This window comes from Pseudomonas sp. UBA4194 (genome assembly GCF_002379585.1).
In the GTDB taxonomy this organism is placed as follows: Bacteria; Pseudomonadota; Gammaproteobacteria; order Pseudomonadales; family Pseudomonadaceae; genus Aquipseudomonas.
On sequence record NZ_DFUE01000065.1, the window covers coordinates 40,798 to 55,729 of the forward strand.

The window sequence follows — 14,932 nt, forward strand, 5'->3', positions numbered from 1 at the left end:
GGGTTGGGGTGAGGGGACCCTTCACCACCCATTCACATCGAGCCCCAATGCACGATCAGCGCCGAACCAACAACACCCCCGACTCCATATGATGGGTATACGGAAACTGATCGAACAACGCGCATTTCGCCACCCGGTGGGTGTCATGCAACTGCGCGATGTTCGCTGCCAGCGTTTCCGGGTTGCAGGAGATATACAGAATGTTGTCGAAACGCCGGGTCAACTCGCAGGTGTCCGGGTCCATCCCGGCTCGCGGCGGATCGACGAACACGCTGCCGAACGCGTACTCCTTGAGATCGATACCCTGCAGTCGGCGAAACGGCCGTACTTCGTTGAGTGCCTCGGTCAGCTCTTCGGCCGACAGGCGCACCAAGGTAACGTTGTCCACGCCATTGTCTTGCAGGTTATGCAGCGCGGCTGCCACCGAGGTCTTGCTGATCTCGGTCGCCAGCACCTTGCGTACCCGGGTGGCCAGCGGCAGGGTGAAATTGCCGTTGCCACAGTACAGCTCCAGCAGATCGTCCTCACGCTCGCCCAACGCCTCGAAGGCCCAGTTGAGCATCTTCTGGTTCACCGTGCCGTTGGGCTGGGTGAAAGCGCCCTCCGGTTGGCGATAGCGGAACGTGCGCCCGGCCACTTGCAGTGCTTCGACGGCATAGTCGCGGCCGATCACCACGCGCTTGCCCTTGGAGCGGCCGATGATGCTGACATCCAGTTCGGTGGCCAGTTGCTCGGCGGCGCGTTGCCAGTGCTCGTCCAACGGTCGGTGATAGCACAGGGTAACCATGGCGTCGCCAGCCAAGGTGGTCAGGAATTCCACCTGGAACAGCTTGTTGCTCAGCGCCGCATCGCCTTGCCAGGCGGCCTTCAGGCGCGGCATCAGCGCATTGATGCGCTGGCTGGCGATGGGGAAGCTGTCGATCAGGATGGGCGTGTGCTTTTCGCCGGGAGCGAACATCGCGTAGTGGCGCTGGCCCTCTTCGCGCCACAGGCGAAACTCGGCCCGCAGGCGATAGTGCTCGCGCGGTGAATCGAACACGCTCGGCTCCGGCGCATCGAAAGGTTGCAGCAGCGCGCGCAAACGCGCGACCTTTTCGTCCAGTTGCTGGGTGTAGGAGGAGGGGTCGAATGCAGCACTCATGGATACCAGCCCAGTTTCACAACGAACAGAATGGAAAGAATCACCAGCGCCGAATTCAACTCGCGGGTACGGCCCGACAGCAGCTTGATCACGGTCCAGCTGATGAAGCCGAAGGCGATGCCATTGGCGATGGAGTAGGTCAGGGGCATGGCCAGGGCGGTGACCACCACCGGCGCAGCCTCGGTGATGTCATCCCAGTTGATTTCCGCCAGGCCCGAGGCCATCAGCACGGCAACGAAGAACAGCGCGGGCGCCGTGGCATACGCCGGCACACTGCCGGCCAGCGGTGCGAAGAACAAGGCCAGCAGGAACAGCACTGCCACCACGATGGCGGTCAGGCCGGTGCGCCCGCCTGCGCTCACGCCGGCAGCCGACTCGATGTAGCTGGTGGTGGTCGAGGTGCCCAGCAGCGAGCCGGCCATGGCCGCGGTGCTGTCGGCGATCAGTGCCCGGCCCATTTTCGGCATGTGGCCGTCCTTGCCCATCAGGCCGGCACGCTTGGCCACCCCGATCAAGGTGCCGGAGTTATCGAACAGGTCGACGAACAGGAAGGCGAAGATCACGCTCAGCAGGCCGATGTTCAGCGCGCCCTGGATATCCAGTTGCAGGAAGGTCGGTGCAAGGGATGGCGGCATCGACACCAGGCCGTTGAACGGGCTGAAACCGAGCAGGATGGACACCAGCGTCACCGCCAGGATGCCGATCAGCACGGCGCCTCGCACTTTCAGGGATTCCAGGGCCACGATCAGGAAGAAACCGAGGATGGCCAGCACCGCGCCGGGTTTGCTCAGGTCGCCCATGCCCACCACCGTGGCCTGATTGGCGACCACGATGCCAGCGCCCTGCAAGGCGATCAACGCCAGGAACAGGCCGATACCGGCGGCGATGGCCGAGCGCAACGGCAGCGGGATGCTGTTGACGATCCATTCGCGGATACGAAAGATCGACAGCAGGAAGAAACACACCGCCGAAATGAACACCGCACCCAGCGCCACTTGCCAGGTGTGGCCCATGTGCAGCACCACGGTGTAGGTAAAGAAGGCATTGAGGCCCATGCCCGGCGCCAGCGCGATGGGATAGTTGGCGATCAAGCCCATGACCGTGGAACCGATGGCGGCGGCCAGGCAGGTCGCAACGAACACCGCGCCTTTGTCCATGCCGGTTTCGCCGAGGATGCTCGGGTTGACGAACAGGATGTAGGCCATGGCCAGAAACGTGGTCACACCCGCAAGAATCTCGGTGCGAACGTTGGTGTTGTGCGCCTTGAGTTGAAACAGCCTTTCCAGCATGCCTGCTCCCTGTGACGCTTGTGCGCGCCGTTATAGTGTCGACCCTGATAGCAAAGCACATCCGGGGCGTAAAAAAAGCCGCGCATCATACCGCAGGGGAGGGTAGTGGTGAATGGGCCCCTGACCCCAGCCCTCCCGATCCACCGCGATCCGCTTTTGCTCCCTCTCCCCCCGGGAGAGGGCTGGGGTGAGGGGACCATTCACACCCCCTCTGACGCCATGCATGACAGATGCCCCTACCAACCCCCATACCAGCCAAAAGTAAACCCGGTGAGACAACCCGTCGCGCGGCACTAAACCACACAGGCCGCGCACCGAAATAGGGCTACTCTTTGAAAGTACCTTGATCCATGTCGACGCCTTGCCAGGCGGGGCATGGCGGCCAAACGGCCACAATCCCTGCGACGTGGAATCCACTAGAACGATGTCTTCAGACCGCGCTCCACTTTCGCAGGGGCCGCTGGCGCAGGCCGCACGCCCGCGTCGGTTCACCTGATAGAGGAAGCACCATGTTCGGTTTAGAGGCAATCGATCTCGCCCGAATGCAGTTCGCGTTTACGGTCTCGTTCCATATCCTGTTTCCTGCCATCACCATCGGTCTGGCCAGCTACCTGGCTGTGCTGGAAGGCATGTGGCTGAAAACCCGCGACGACACCTACCGTGACCTGTATCACTTCTGGTCGAAGATTTTCGCAGTCAACTTCGGGATGGGCGTTGTGTCCGGCCTGGTCATGGCTTATCAGTTCGGTACCAACTGGAGCCGGTTCTCGGACTTCGCCGGTGCGGTGACCGGACCCTTGCTGACCTACGAAGTGTTGACCGCCTTCTTCCTGGAAGCCGGCTTCCTCGGTGTCATGCTGTTCGGCTGGAACCGCGTAGGCCGTGGCCTGCACTTCTTCTCCACGGTAATGGTGGCCATCGGTACGCTGATCTCCACGTTCTGGATTCTGGCCTCCAACAGCTGGATGCAGACCCCACAAGGTCACGAGATCATCGACGGCCGGGTCATTCCGGTGGACTGGTTTGCCGTCATCTTCAACCCCTCGTTCCCGTTCCGCCTGGCACACATGTCGATCGCCGCGTTCGTCGCCACCGCGTTCTTCGTCGGTGCCTCGGCCGCTTGGCACCTGCTGCGTGGCCGCAACACGCCGGCCATTCGCCGCATGTTCTCCATGGCCATGTGGATGGCCCTGATCGTGGCGCCGGTGCAAGCCTTCGTCGGCGACATGCACGGCCTCAACACCCTGGAACATCAGCCGGCGAAAATCGCCGCCATCGAGGGTCACTGGGAAAACAAGGGTGACGAGCCTACGCCGCTGATCCTGTTCGGCTGGCCCGACATGGAAGCGGAAAAGACGCGCTTCGCCGTGGAAATTCCGTACCTGGGCAGCCTGATCCTGACCCACAGCCTGGACAAGCAAGTCCCGGCGCTCAAATCCTTCCCGCCTGAAGACCGGCCCAACTCGACCATTATCTTCTGGTCGTTCCGGGTCATGGCTGGCCTGGGCATGCTGATGATTTTCGTCGGTCTGTGGAGCGTCTGGCTGCGCAAGAAAGATGCACTGTTCACCTGCCGTCCGTTCCTGTACCTGACCTTGTGGATGGGACCGTCCGGCCTGATCGCCCTGCTGGCCGGCTGGTTCACCACCGAGATCGGCCGTCAGCCGTGGGTGGTCTACGGCTTGATGCGCACCGCCGATGCCTCGTCCAACCATAGCGTCAGCCAGATGACCATCACCCTGGTGATGTTCGTGGTGGTGTACTTCTCGCTGTTCGGCGTTGGCCTTGGCTACATGATGCGCCTGGTGCGCAAAGGTCCGAAGGCACACGAAGAAACGATCAACACCGGTGGTCCTGGTACCCAGCGCACCCCTGCACGTCCTTTGTCTGCTGCCCATGAAGGCACGGAAGAAGGCCACACCGACACCTTGAGCAAGGGGCACTAAGCATGGGTATCGATCTTCCACTCATCTGGGCCGTGATCATCATCTTCGGCATCATGATGTACGTGATTATGGACGGCTTCGATCTGGGCATCGGCATCCTGTTTCCCTTCATGAAAGATGAAGGCGACCGCGATGTGATGATGAACACCGTGGCACCGGTCTGGGACGGTAACGAAACCTGGCTGGTACTGGGTGGGGCGGCGCTGTTCGGCGCCTTCCCGCTGGCCTACTCGGTGGTGTTGTCGGCGCTGTACCTGCCGCTGATCCTGATGCTGATGGGCCTGATCTTCCGCGGCGTGGCCTTCGAGTTCCGCTTCAAGGCCACCGCGGCCAAGCGTCACATCTGGGACAAGGCGTTCATCGGCGGCTCGCTGGCGGCAACCTTCTTCCAGGGCGTAGCGCTGGGCGCGTTCATCGACGGCATTCCGGTGGTCAACCGCAACTATGCCGGTGGCGGTCTGGACTGGCTGACGCCGTTCAGCCTGTTCTGCGGCCTGGCGTTGATCGTGGCTTACGCGCTGCTGGGCTGCACCTGGTTGATCATGAAGACCGAAGGCAGTCTGCAGCGCGCCATGCACAAGCTGGCGCCGCCGCTGACCTACGGGCTCTTGGTTGTGACCGGTATCGTCAGCATCTGGACCCCGTTGGCCCATGATGACATCGCCACCCGCTGGTTCAGCACGCCGAACCTGTTCTACTTCCTGCCGGTGCCGATCCTGGTGCTGGCGACGGTGATCGGCCTGCTGCGGTCGGTCAAGCGCAACGCGCATTACACGCCGTTCCTGCTGACCTTGCTGCTGGTGTTCCTGGGTTACAGCGGTCTGGGTATCAGCCTGTGGCCGAACATCATTCCGCCGTCGATCTCCATCTGGGACGCGTCGTCGCCGCCACAAAGCCAGGGCTTCATCCTGGTGGGCACGCTGTTCATCATCCCGATCATCCTGGTGTACACCTTCTGGAGCTACTACGTGTTCCGCGGCAAGGTGACCCATGAGGATGGTTATCACTAGTCCAACCGCTTGCGCCCGGGCCCGATGGCCTGGGTGGGGCAGGAGTAGAGAGCATGAGCGAGAAACCGATCGTTGCGCAGAGTGAAGAGAAGAAGCCGTTGTGGAAACGGCTCGGCTGGCTGGTGGTGATCTACGCCGGCAGCATCGTCGCTCTGGGGATATTTGCCATGTTGATCCGCCTGTTCATGACGGCGGCGGGAATGAAATCCCATTGAATCCCATCAGTGCTGCCTTGGCAGTGCTTTTTTACAGCCCTCCGTTTGGAGGGTTTTTTTTGGGTTGGATTTTTTTTGGGGGGGGATCTGCGGTGAATGGTCCCCTCACCCCAGCCCTCTCCCTAGGGGAGAGGGAGCTAAAAGCGGATCGCGCATACCCGCAACACCACCGTACGGCTCCCTCTCCCTCAGGGAGAGGGGGCTAAAAGCGGATCGCGCAAATCCGCAACACCACCGTACGGCCCCCTCTCCCTCAGGGAGAGGGCTGGGGTGAGGGGACCATCCACCGCAGATCCCCAACCAGCCCCATCACTTGCGCGCCCGCAACACCACGAACTTCGCCGTCGCCGCCACCTGCTCCACCCCTCGAAACAACCGCGCCAGCTTGCTGTGATAACCCAGATGCCGGTTGCCGACGATATACAACTCACCGCCCACTACCAGCGCCTCGCGCGCCTGCTGGAACATTCGCCAGGCGAGAAAATCCCCCACCACCTGCTGCTGGTGGAACGGTGGATTGCACAGCACCACGTCCAGCGATTGTGGCGCCTGGCCGGCCAGCCCGTCGGCGGCGCGTACGCTGACCTCGCGTGAGCCCAGCGCTGCCTGCCAATTATCCCGCGCTGATTGCACGGCCATGAACGACTCATCCACCAAGGTGTAGTGCGCATCGGGATTGGCCAATGCGCTGGCGATGGCCAGCACGCCGTTGCCGCAACCCAAGTCCGCCACCCGTGCTGCGCCCAGGTTGCGCGGCAGGTGCGGGAGGAACGCGCGGGTGCCGATGTCCAGCCCTTCGCGGCAGAACACGTTGGCGTGGTTGAGCAGTGTCAGTTCGGGTTCATCGAGCTGATAGCGAGTGGGGTAGGGCGATGCCACGGGGGCTTTGTCGGCGTGGGTCGCGATCAGTAGCCGGGCCTTTTTCACGGCCAGCGATGCGCGCATCGGGCCGATATACTTGTCCAGCAAATCGCCGGCGGCGTGGGGCAGATGCTTGACCATGCCCGCCGCGACCACCTCGGCTCCAGGCGCCAGCTGACCTTGCAGGCGGAGCAGTTGTTCCTCCAGCAGCGCCAGGGTCTTGGGCACCCGCACCAGCACGCGATCGAATGGGCCCTGGGCCGGCTCACTGGCCGGCACGAAGGTCACGCTGTCGAAGGGCTGGCCATTACGCGCCAGGTTCTTTTCCAGACCCATGCCGCCGAGGAAGGAGTCGCCGCTGCTGACCACCTGCACGGCTGCATTCAGGCTGATGGCCAGGGCACCGAAGCTGTCGTTGAGGACCAGTACCCGCGCCTGCGCCGCCAGCGGATGCTCGGCCATGTACGCCAACAGGTACTCGTCGGCAGCGTCGAACGCCTGCAATGGTTCATTGGGCTGATCGGGTTGGCGAATCAGGTCGAGTTCGGCGAAAGGCGAGGTCAGCACGGGCATGGCAAAGTACGAAGGCAGCAGGAAAGCCGCAATTCTACGGCTTTTTCCCCAAACCCGCCCCTGTAGCACCGGCGTAAGCCGGGTCACCCCACCCCATATACCCCAAAGACCCCCAAGACCCGCCGTATCGCAGAACAGGTCTTATAGGTGGCCACACAAAGCGGTGGTGTTTATCCGCCGTGGATTGCGGGAAACTAGGCGCATCTGAACCATGGAGCCCGTCATGACTGCCAGCGCAGACAAATTCACCCGTCAGACCATCCTCGAGGTGACGCCGCTGACCCCCAGCCTGTTTACTTTGCGCACCACCCGTGATGCAGGTTTTCGCTTCGTCGCCGGCCAGTTCGCGCGGTTGGGTGTGACCAAGGCCGACGGCAGTGTGGTGTGGCGTGCGTACTCCATGGTGTCCTCACCCCACGACGAATTTCTCGAGTTCTTCTCCATCGTGGTGCCCGATGGCGAATTCACCAGCGAGCTGAGCCGGCTCAAGGCGGGCGACGAAGTGCTGGTCGAGAAGCTTGCCACCGGCTATCTGACCCTCGACCGTTTCGTCGACGGCCGCGACTTATGGATGCTGGCCACCGGCACCGGTGTCGCACCTTTCGTATCGATCCTTCAAGACTTTGCCGTGTGGGAGAAATTCGACACCATCAAGCTGGTCTACAGTGCCCGCGAGGGGCAGGAGTTGGCCTACTGCGATCTGATCGCCGAGCTTGAGCAGCGCGACTATCTGGCCGAGTTCGCGGGGAAATTGCAGTTCATACCGGTTGTCACACGGGAAGATTATCCCGGCGCGTTGCGCGGACGGATCACGGATCTGATTCAAAACGGGGAGTTGGAAAAAGCGGCGGGTCTGGAACTGACCCCAGAGCATTCGCGGGTGATGATCTGCGGCAATCCGCAAATGATCGACGACACCCGGCAAGTGCTCAAGGGTCGCGACATGAACCTGAGCCTCAGCCGGCGGCCGGGGCAGGTGGCGGTGGAGAATTATTGGTAGGGCTGGTGGGCCCCTTCGCGGCTGCACGCCGCTCCTACAAAAAAACCCAAAACACCCCGGTCCCCCTGTAGGAGCGGCGTGAAGCCGCGAAAGCCGCCCTGCGATACTAAGGCTGCAACCCAGGCGCCGGCGCCGTGGTCACCACGGGCGCCTTGCCATTCTGCTCTTTCAGAATGTCGCGAATCTCACCCAGCAGCAGCTCTTCCTTGGTCGGCGTCGGTGGCAAGGTCGGTGCCTTGGCCTCTTCGCGTTTCAGGCGGTTGATCGCCTTCACACCCATGAAGATGGCAAACGCCACGATGATGAAGTCGATCACGGTCTGAATGAACTTGCCGTACGCCAGCACCACCGCAGGCGCGGCCCCTTCGGCAGGTCGCAAGGTAATGGCCAGGTCACTGAAATCCACGCCGCCAATCAACAGCCCCAACGGGGGCATGATCACATCGCCCACGAAAGATGAAACGATCTTGCCGAAGGCTGCACCGATGATGATACCAACGGCCATGTCGACTACATTGCCTTTGACCGCAAAGGCCTTGAATTCACTTAGCACGCTCATGAGGTTATTCCTTGTTACAGATGAGGTTGGTCAACGCAGTGTAAATCAGCTAGCAGCTTGATGTTCTACGCCTGCTGCAAGTGACCGGGGTTAGCCTGAGAAGTTTTGTCGAATTAGAGACTAGACGCATTTCTTCATCGCAACAGCTTGATTTGACCTCTCTTTCAGGCAGCTCCGTTATCATGGGTTCTTTTTCCGAACAGAGATTTTCATGGCCAAGGCTAAGCGCATGTACGGCTGCACCGAGTGCGGCGCCACCTTCCCCAAATGGGCCGGCCAGTGCGGCGAATGCGGGGCGTGGAACACCTTGGTGGAGACCGTCATCGAAAGCGGCGCCGCCGCGCCCCCCAGTGGCCGCACCGGCTGGGCCGGGCAGCAGGCACAACTCAAGACCCTGGCCGAAGTCAGCATCGAAGAGATCCCGCGCTTTTCCACCGCTTCGGCCGAGCTGGACCGCGTGCTCGGCGGCGGTCTGGTGGATGGCTCGGTGGTGTTGATCGGCGGCGATCCCGGCATCGGCAAATCCACCATCCTGTTGCAGACCCTGTGCAATATCGCCACGCGCATGCCGGCGCTGTACGTCACCGGCGAAGAATCGCAGCAGCAGGTCGCCATGCGCGCCCGCCGCCTGGGCTTGCCTCAGGACAAACTCAAGGTGATGACCGAAACCTGCATCGAAAGCATCATCGCCACCGCCAAGGTCGAGCAGCCCAAGGTCATGGTGATCGACTCGATCCAGACCATCTTCACCGAGAATCTGCAATCGGCGCCTGGCGGCGTCTCTCAGGTGCGCGAAAGCGCGGCGTTGCTGGTGCGCTATGCCAAGCAAAGCGGCACGGCGATCTTCCTGGTCGGCCACGTCACCAAGGAAGGCGCCCTGGCGGGCCCACGCGTGCTCGAACACATGGTCGACACCGTGCTGTATTTCGAAGGCGAATCCGACGGTCGTCTGCGCCTGCTGCGTGCCGTGAAGAACCGCTTCGGCGCGGTCAACGAACTGGGCGTGTTCGGCATGACCGACAAAGGCCTGAAGGAAGTTTCCAATCCCTCGGCCATCTTCCTCACTCGCGCCCAGGAAGAAGTCCCCGGCAGCGTGGTCATGGCCACCTGGGAAGGTACCCGCCCGATGCTGGTGGAAGTCCAGGCACTGGTGGATGACAGCCATCTCTCCAACCCGCGCCGCGTGACCCTGGGCCTGGACCAGAACCGCCTGGCCATGCTGCTGGCCGTGCTCCACCGCCACGGCGGCATTCCCACCCACGATCAGGACGTTTTCCTCAATGTGGTCGGCGGGGTAAAGGTGCTTGAAACCGCCTCCGACCTGGCCCTGCTCGCCGCCATCATGTCCAGCCTGCGCAACCGCCCGCTGCCCCACGACCTGCTGGTGTTCGGTGAAGTGGGTCTGTCCGGCGAAGTCCGCCCGGTACCCAGCGGCCAGGAGCGCCTGAAGGAGGCCGCCAAACATGGCTTCAAGCGTGCCATCGTCCCCAAAGGCAACGCCCCGAAGGAAGCACCGCCTGGGTTGCAGATCATTGCCGTGACAAGGTTGGAGCAGGCGTTGGATGCGTTGTTCGAGTGATCGTGGGTACGAAGTTCGGTAGTGAGCTAAGGTTGTAAGGCAGCGCCGACGCCATCGCGGGCTCTGAACGCGATGGGGCCGGTACGGACAACACAACAACACGCACCTGCCCGAGGCTCTCGACCCATGCATGTTCGACCTTCACCCCTGGCGGCCCTGGCCGCTGCCTGCCTGTTCTCACTCTCCGCCCACGCCGCAGACATCCCGCCGGCCGAGCTGCTCAAGCAGGCTCAAGCCGAACAGCCCAGCTATCTGGAAACGGTCAAGGAACTGGTCTCGGTGGACAGCGGCACCGGCACCGAGAAAGGCCTCACAACGATCAGTGCCCTGCTGGTCAAGCGCTTGAAAGACCTTGGCGCTACCGTGGAGACCACCCCGGCCACGCCGTCGGTGGGCGACAACATCGTCGGCACCTTCAAAGGCACCGGCAGCAAGCATTTCATGTTGATGGTGCACTACGACACCGTGTTCGGCCCGGGCACGGCGGCCAAGCGGCCGTTTCGCACCGACGATGCTCGCGCCTATGGGCCGGGTGTGGCCGACGCCAAGGGCGGTGTCGCGATGATTCTGCACGCGCTGAAACTGCTCAAGGCCCAAGGCTTCAACGATTACGGCACGCTGACCGTGCTGTTCAACCCGGACGAGGAGATGGGCTCGGGCGGTTCGAAGAAGGTCATCGCGGAGCTCGCGGCCAAGCACGACTACGTTTTTTCCTATGAGCCACCGGACAAGGATGCAGTGACCACTGCCACCAACGGCATCAATGGCCTGTTCCTGGAGGTGAAGGGCCGCTCTTCGCACGCCGGATCGGCGCCGGAGGAGGGTCGCAATGCGCTGATGGAATTGGCCCATCAGTTGGTCCAGCTCAAGGATCTGGGTGACCCGGACAAGGGCACCACGGTGAACTGGACCATGGCCAAGGCCGGGGAAAAGCGCAATATCATCCCGGCTGTTGCCACCGCCGAAGCGGATATGCGCTATTCCGATATCGAGGAAACCGAGCGCGTGCTGGCGTCGGGTCAACGCTTGATTCGCAAGGGCCTGATCCCGGATACCCAGGTTACCCTGCGGCTGGAGAAAGGCCGCCCGCCGCTGGCCAAGAACAGTGGTTCCGAGCAACTGGCCGGCGTGGCGCAGAAGGCCTATGCCGCCATCGACAAGTCCATCGAACCTATAGCGATGCGCTTCGGTACCGACGCCGGCTATGCCTATGTGCCGGGCAGTGACAAGCCTGCGGTGCTGGAAACCATGGGCGTGGTGGGGGCGGGGTTGCATGCCGATGACGAGTACATCGAGCTGGGGAGTATCGCCCCGCGCCTGTATCTGACGGTGTCGATGATTCGAAGTTTGTCGGTGCCTTGATGGGGCTGGGGTGAGGGGGTCATCCACTACAAATCGCAAACCAGGCCCCGCTCACCCCAGCACCTTTTTCAGCTCGACCGACAACTGCGCTGCGCTCGCCTGCAATTGCCCACAGTAAGCTTCCACAAATGCCGAAGCCGGCCGATGTTGCGCTCGCACCAGCACCACCTGATACGGAATCGATACGGCCAGCCGCCGCACTTCCACCCCGCGCCCTGCCTCCTCCAGGGCGCTGAGCGGGTTCATGATCGTCACCCCCAACCCGTGCCGCACCATGGCGCACACCGACGCGGAATTATTGGTCTCGACCGTTACGTGCCGCTCCACCCCGGCGCTATGGAAGCAGTCATCGACCCGTTGCCGGTAAATATCCAGCCCTGACAAATTGATGAAATCCACCCCTTGGAAGTCCGCCAACGTCAATACCGCCTTGGCGGCCAACACATGTCCGCTGGGCAGCACACACACCATGTCCTCTACCAGCAACCTGTGCATGGACGTGCCGCCCAGCGCACCGTCGCCTTCCACCAGGCCAAGATCATGCCGTTGACCACTGAGGGATTCCTCCAGCAGCGGCGACTCCTGCGCCGTGACGCTGATGCCAATGTGCGGATGCTTGCGCCGGAACGCGCTGGACGCCCGGGGCACGATGGTCTGGGAGAATAACGGCAGGCAGCTGAGGGTGAGCTGACCGTGCTCGAAACGGCGGATCGCCTCGGCCGTCTTGCGCACGCGTTCCAGCCCAACGTACGAGCGCTCCACTTCCTCGAACAACATCAATGCCTGGGCCGTGGCGTTCAGCCGGCCACCGCTGCGTTCGAACAGCGTCAGCCCGCACACCTGTTCCATGCGAGCGATTTCGCGGCTGACCGTTGGCTGCGAGGTGTGCAACAGACGCGCCGCAGCGGTCACGCTACCGGCGTGCATCAATGCGCGGAAGATCTCCAGATGGCGGATGGACAGTTCCACGGGTCGCTCCAGGCATATCAGGAATGAATGGCTGCTCGATCATAAGATATTTTTCTGAAAGCGCCTAAGACGCCATCATGCCTGCAACCTTCATTGGAAACCGACGTGATGCCCTATCAACACCTTGTCCAAGCCGCCCGCCAACATGGCACCCCATGCTGGGTATACGACGCCAGCGTGATCCGTGCCCGCATCCGACAGTTGCGCGGTTTCGATGTGATTCGATTTGCCCAGAAAGCCTGTTCCAACATTCATATCCTCAGGTTGATGCGTGAGCAGGGCGTCAAGGTCGATGCGGTATCGCTCGGCGAGATCGAGCGGGCGCTGCTCGCAGGGTTCACGCCAGGGCTTGAGCAGGCCGAACTGGTGTTCACCAGTGACCTGATGGATGAGGCCACGCTCAAGCGGGTGGTGCAGCTCAAGGTCGAAGTCAACGCTGGCTCCATCGACATGCTTCATCAGCTGGGGCCCGTGAGCCCAGGCCACCGGGTGTGGCTGCGGATCAACCCCGGTTTCGGCCACGGCCACAGCCAGCAGACCAATACCGGGGGGCCCAACAGCAAACACGGGATCTGGCACGAACAGCTGGGCGAGGCGCTGGCCGCGGTACGGGACAACGGGTTGCATCTGGTCGGCATTCATATGCACATCGGCTCCGGAGCGGATTATCAGCACCTGCAAAGCGTGTGTGCGGCCATGGTCGAGACGGTGAAGCGGCTGGATTACCCGCTTGAAGCCATCTCTGCGGGAGGCGGGTTGTCCACCCCCTATCGCGATCAGGATGAACCCGTGGACGTGGCGCGCTATGTCGAGGTCTGGCAGCAGGCGAAGGCCGAGATCGAAGCCGTTCAGGGGCATGCGCTGCGATTGGAGATCGAGCCCGGGCGGTTCCTGATGGCGGAGTCCGGCTCGCTGATCAGCGAGGTTCGGGCGACCAAGAACATGGGCGAGAACCATTTCGTGCTGGTCGACGCTGGCTTCAACGACCTGATGCGCCCGGCCATGTATGGCAGCTATCACCGCATGACCCTGCTCGATGCTGAAGGCGCGGCGCCTGAGCGACCGTTGCACGCTACCGTGGTGGCCGGGCCGTTGTGCGAATCGGGTGACGTGTTCACCCAGAATGACGACCACTGCATCGCACCGCGCCTGCTCCCCGAGGCTCAGGTGGGGGACCTGCTGGTGATCCATGATACGGGTGCCTACGGCGCGTCGATGTCGTCGAATTACAACAGTCGTCCGCTGCTGCCCGAGGTGTTGGTGGACGAAGGCCGCAGCCGGTTGATTCGTCGGCGGCAGACCTTGGGGGAGTTGTTTCGGTTGGAGTTGGAGGTGGAGTGATTTGCGGTGAACCGGGCTGACGCCTTCGCGGCTTGACGCCGCTCCTACAAAGGGATGCGGTGTGGTGGTGGGCGGTTTTGTGGCTGTAGGGGATGCGGTGTGGCGGGTGGCGCCTTCGCGGCTGGACGCCGCTCCTACAGGGGGATGCGGTGTGGCGGGGGGCGGTTGCGTGGCGGGACGCCGTTTCATCGGCGGGGTGAGGTCTTTGTAGGAGCGGCGTGCAGCCGCGAAGGGGCCTGCCCTGCCTACCGCGACCTTGCTCAACCCCCGGCTCCCCCAGTACGCTGACGCCCCCACTACCGACTACGGGAACAAGCCCTATGAACACTGCAGTACCGGGCATGGGCCCAGTCAAGGCTGTCATCTTCGACATGGACGGCCTTTTGCTGGATACCGAAGGTATCTACACCGAAGTCACGCAGATGATTGCCGAGCGGTACGGCAAGGTCTTTGACTGGAGCATCAAGCAGAACACCATCGGCCTGGGCGCCAATGACCTGTCCACGTATATCGTCACCACGCTCGGCTTACCCCTTACGCCCGCTGAATTCATGGAAGCGCGGGCGCCATTGATGGCGGAGCGTTTTCCCCATGCTCAGGCGATGGCGGGCGCTGAAGCCCTGGTACGGCACTTGAAAGCGCATAACGTGCCGATTGCGGTGGGTACCAGTTCGTCCAAAGGGCATTTCGCCATGAAGACGACGCTGCACAAAGAGTGGTTTGCGTTGTTCGACACCATCGTCACCGCCGACGATCCTGAGGTGGGGGCTGCCAAGCCTGCACCGGATATCTTTCTGGTGGCGGCCAAGCGCTTGGGTGTCGATCCCAAGGATTGTCTGGTGTTCGAGGATTCGCCCTTTGGTGTGACAGCGGCGAAGGCAGCAGGGATGTTTGCCGTGGCAGTGCCGGACGCGGCGATGGCGCCCGAGCGCTATCACCATGCCGACCACCGGCTGGAAAGCCTCTTGGGGTTCGATCCAGCGCAGTGGGGGTTGCCTGCGCATTTGGTGTAGGGCTCCAGACCGCCATCGCGGGTAGAACCCGCTCCCACAGGAACTGCGGTGGACGCGGGATCTGGTTGGGGCCA

At 62.3% G+C, this 14,932-nt stretch carries 13 protein-coding genes; 8 read left to right on the top strand and 5 right to left on the bottom strand.

The window, feature by feature from the left end:
- Positions 1-55: 55 nt before the first annotated feature.
- Both trmA and B3397_RS15905 read right to left on the bottom strand, forming a co-directional pair.
- Positions 56-1,141 (bottom strand): tRNA (uridine(54)-C5)-methyltransferase TrmA, encoded by a 1,086-nt coding sequence (gene trmA, locus B3397_RS15900; RefSeq protein WP_296251803.1) that lies wholly within the window; start codon positions 1,139-1,141, stop codon positions 56-58.
- Positions 1,138-2,430, bottom strand: coding sequence for an NCS2 family permease (locus tag B3397_RS15905; protein WP_296251806.1), 1,293 nt, complete (start codon positions 2,428-2,430; stop codon positions 1,138-1,140). Before B3397_RS15905 ends, trmA begins: the two co-directional genes overlap by 4 nt.
- Before the next feature lie 509 nt (positions 2,431-2,939).
- Between B3397_RS15905 and B3397_RS15910 the strand changes: the two genes are divergently transcribed.
- Genes B3397_RS15910 through B3397_RS15920 form a run of 3 tightly spaced genes read left to right on the top strand, consistent with a single transcriptional unit; the run spans position 2,940 to position 5,601 of the window.
- Positions 2,940-4,376 carry a cytochrome ubiquinol oxidase subunit I gene (locus B3397_RS15910; protein ID WP_296251808.1) on the top strand — a complete coding sequence of 479 codons (1,437 nt, stop codon included), beginning with the start codon at positions 2,940-2,942 and terminating at the stop codon, positions 4,374-4,376.
- A 2-nt stretch (positions 4,377-4,378) separates the two neighbouring features.
- Entirely contained in the window at positions 4,379-5,386 is a 1,008-nt protein-coding gene (gene cydB, locus B3397_RS15915) for a cytochrome d ubiquinol oxidase subunit II (protein WP_296251810.1), read from the top strand.
- 53 nt (positions 5,387-5,439) lie between these two features.
- Positions 5,440-5,601 carry a DUF2474 domain-containing protein gene (locus B3397_RS15920; RefSeq protein ID WP_296251813.1) on the top strand — a complete coding sequence of 54 codons (162 nt, stop codon included), beginning with the start codon at positions 5,440-5,442 and terminating at the stop codon, positions 5,599-5,601.
- A gap of 309 nt (positions 5,602-5,910) precedes the next feature.
- Here the strand turns inward: B3397_RS15920 and B3397_RS15925 are convergent, their stop codons facing one another.
- Entirely contained in the window at positions 5,911-7,035 is a 1,125-nt protein-coding gene (locus B3397_RS15925) for a methyltransferase (RefSeq protein ID WP_296251816.1), read from the bottom strand.
- A 223-nt stretch (positions 7,036-7,258) separates the two neighbouring features.
- Here B3397_RS15925 and B3397_RS15930 point away from each other — a divergent pair, with 223 nt between their 5' ends.
- Positions 7,259-8,035 (top strand): ferredoxin--NADP reductase, encoded by a 777-nt coding sequence (locus B3397_RS15930; protein ID WP_296251817.1) that lies wholly within the window; start codon positions 7,259-7,261, stop codon positions 8,033-8,035.
- Positions 8,036-8,141: 106 nt separating this feature from the next.
- Here the strand turns inward: B3397_RS15930 and mscL are convergent, their stop codons facing one another.
- Positions 8,142-8,594 (bottom strand): large-conductance mechanosensitive channel protein MscL, encoded by a 453-nt coding sequence (mscL, locus tag B3397_RS15935; protein ID WP_296251819.1) that lies wholly within the window; start codon positions 8,592-8,594, stop codon positions 8,142-8,144.
- A 211-nt stretch (positions 8,595-8,805) separates the two neighbouring features.
- Here mscL and radA point away from each other — a divergent pair, with 211 nt between their 5' ends.
- Both radA and B3397_RS15945 read left to right on the top strand, forming a co-directional pair.
- Positions 8,806-10,173 (top strand): DNA repair protein RadA, encoded by a 1,368-nt coding sequence (gene radA / locus B3397_RS15940; RefSeq protein WP_296251821.1) that lies wholly within the window; start codon positions 8,806-8,808, stop codon positions 10,171-10,173.
- A 126-nt stretch (positions 10,174-10,299) separates the two neighbouring features.
- Complete coding sequence (locus tag B3397_RS15945; protein ID WP_296251822.1) at positions 10,300-11,535, top strand: M20/M25/M40 family metallo-hydrolase; 1,236 nt, start codon at positions 10,300-10,302, stop codon at positions 11,533-11,535.
- A gap of 51 nt (positions 11,536-11,586) precedes the next feature.
- Here B3397_RS15945 and B3397_RS15950 read toward each other — a convergent pair whose 3' ends face one another.
- Complete coding sequence (locus B3397_RS15950) at positions 11,587-12,504, bottom strand: LysR family transcriptional regulator (protein ID WP_296251824.1); 918 nt, start codon at positions 12,502-12,504, stop codon at positions 11,587-11,589.
- Positions 12,505-12,612: 108 nt separating this feature from the next.
- Between B3397_RS15950 and lysA the strand changes: the two genes are divergently transcribed.
- On the top strand, positions 12,613-13,845 hold the full coding sequence (gene lysA / locus B3397_RS15955) for a diaminopimelate decarboxylase (protein ID WP_296251826.1): 1,233 nt from the start codon (positions 12,613-12,615) through the stop codon (positions 13,843-13,845).
- A gap of 320 nt (positions 13,846-14,165) precedes the next feature.
- A complete protein-coding gene (locus B3397_RS15960; protein WP_296251828.1) occupies positions 14,166-14,858 on the top strand; it encodes an HAD-IA family hydrolase in 693 nt (230 codons plus the stop codon).
- Positions 14,859-14,932: the final 74 nt, after the last annotated feature.

Coding starts and splice junctions, on each gene's coding strand:
- trmA (WP_296251803.1), bottom strand. CDS start 1,141: ATGAGTGCTGCATTCGACCCCTCCTCCTACACCCAGCAACTGGACGAA.
- B3397_RS15905 (WP_296251806.1), bottom strand. CDS start 2,430: ATGCTGGAAAGGCTGTTTCAACTCAAGGCGCACAACACCAACGTTCGC.
- B3397_RS15910 (WP_296251808.1), top strand. CDS start 2,940: ATGTTCGGTTTAGAGGCAATCGATCTCGCCCGAATGCAGTTCGCGTTT.
- cydB (WP_296251810.1), top strand. CDS start 4,379: ATGGGTATCGATCTTCCACTCATCTGGGCCGTGATCATCATCTTCGGC.
- B3397_RS15920 (WP_296251813.1), top strand. CDS start 5,440: ATGAGCGAGAAACCGATCGTTGCGCAGAGTGAAGAGAAGAAGCCGTTG.
- B3397_RS15925 (WP_296251816.1), bottom strand. CDS start 7,035: ATGCCCGTGCTGACCTCGCCTTTCGCCGAACTCGACCTGATTCGCCAA.
- B3397_RS15930 (WP_296251817.1), top strand. CDS start 7,259: ATGACTGCCAGCGCAGACAAATTCACCCGTCAGACCATCCTCGAGGTG.
- mscL (WP_296251819.1), bottom strand. CDS start 8,594: ATGAGCGTGCTAAGTGAATTCAAGGCCTTTGCGGTCAAAGGCAATGTA.
- radA (WP_296251821.1), top strand. CDS start 8,806: ATGGCCAAGGCTAAGCGCATGTACGGCTGCACCGAGTGCGGCGCCACC.
- B3397_RS15945 (WP_296251822.1), top strand. CDS start 10,300: ATGCATGTTCGACCTTCACCCCTGGCGGCCCTGGCCGCTGCCTGCCTG.
- lysA (WP_296251826.1), top strand. CDS start 12,613: ATGCCCTATCAACACCTTGTCCAAGCCGCCCGCCAACATGGCACCCCA.
- B3397_RS15960 (WP_296251828.1), top strand. CDS start 14,166: ATGAACACTGCAGTACCGGGCATGGGCCCAGTCAAGGCTGTCATCTTC.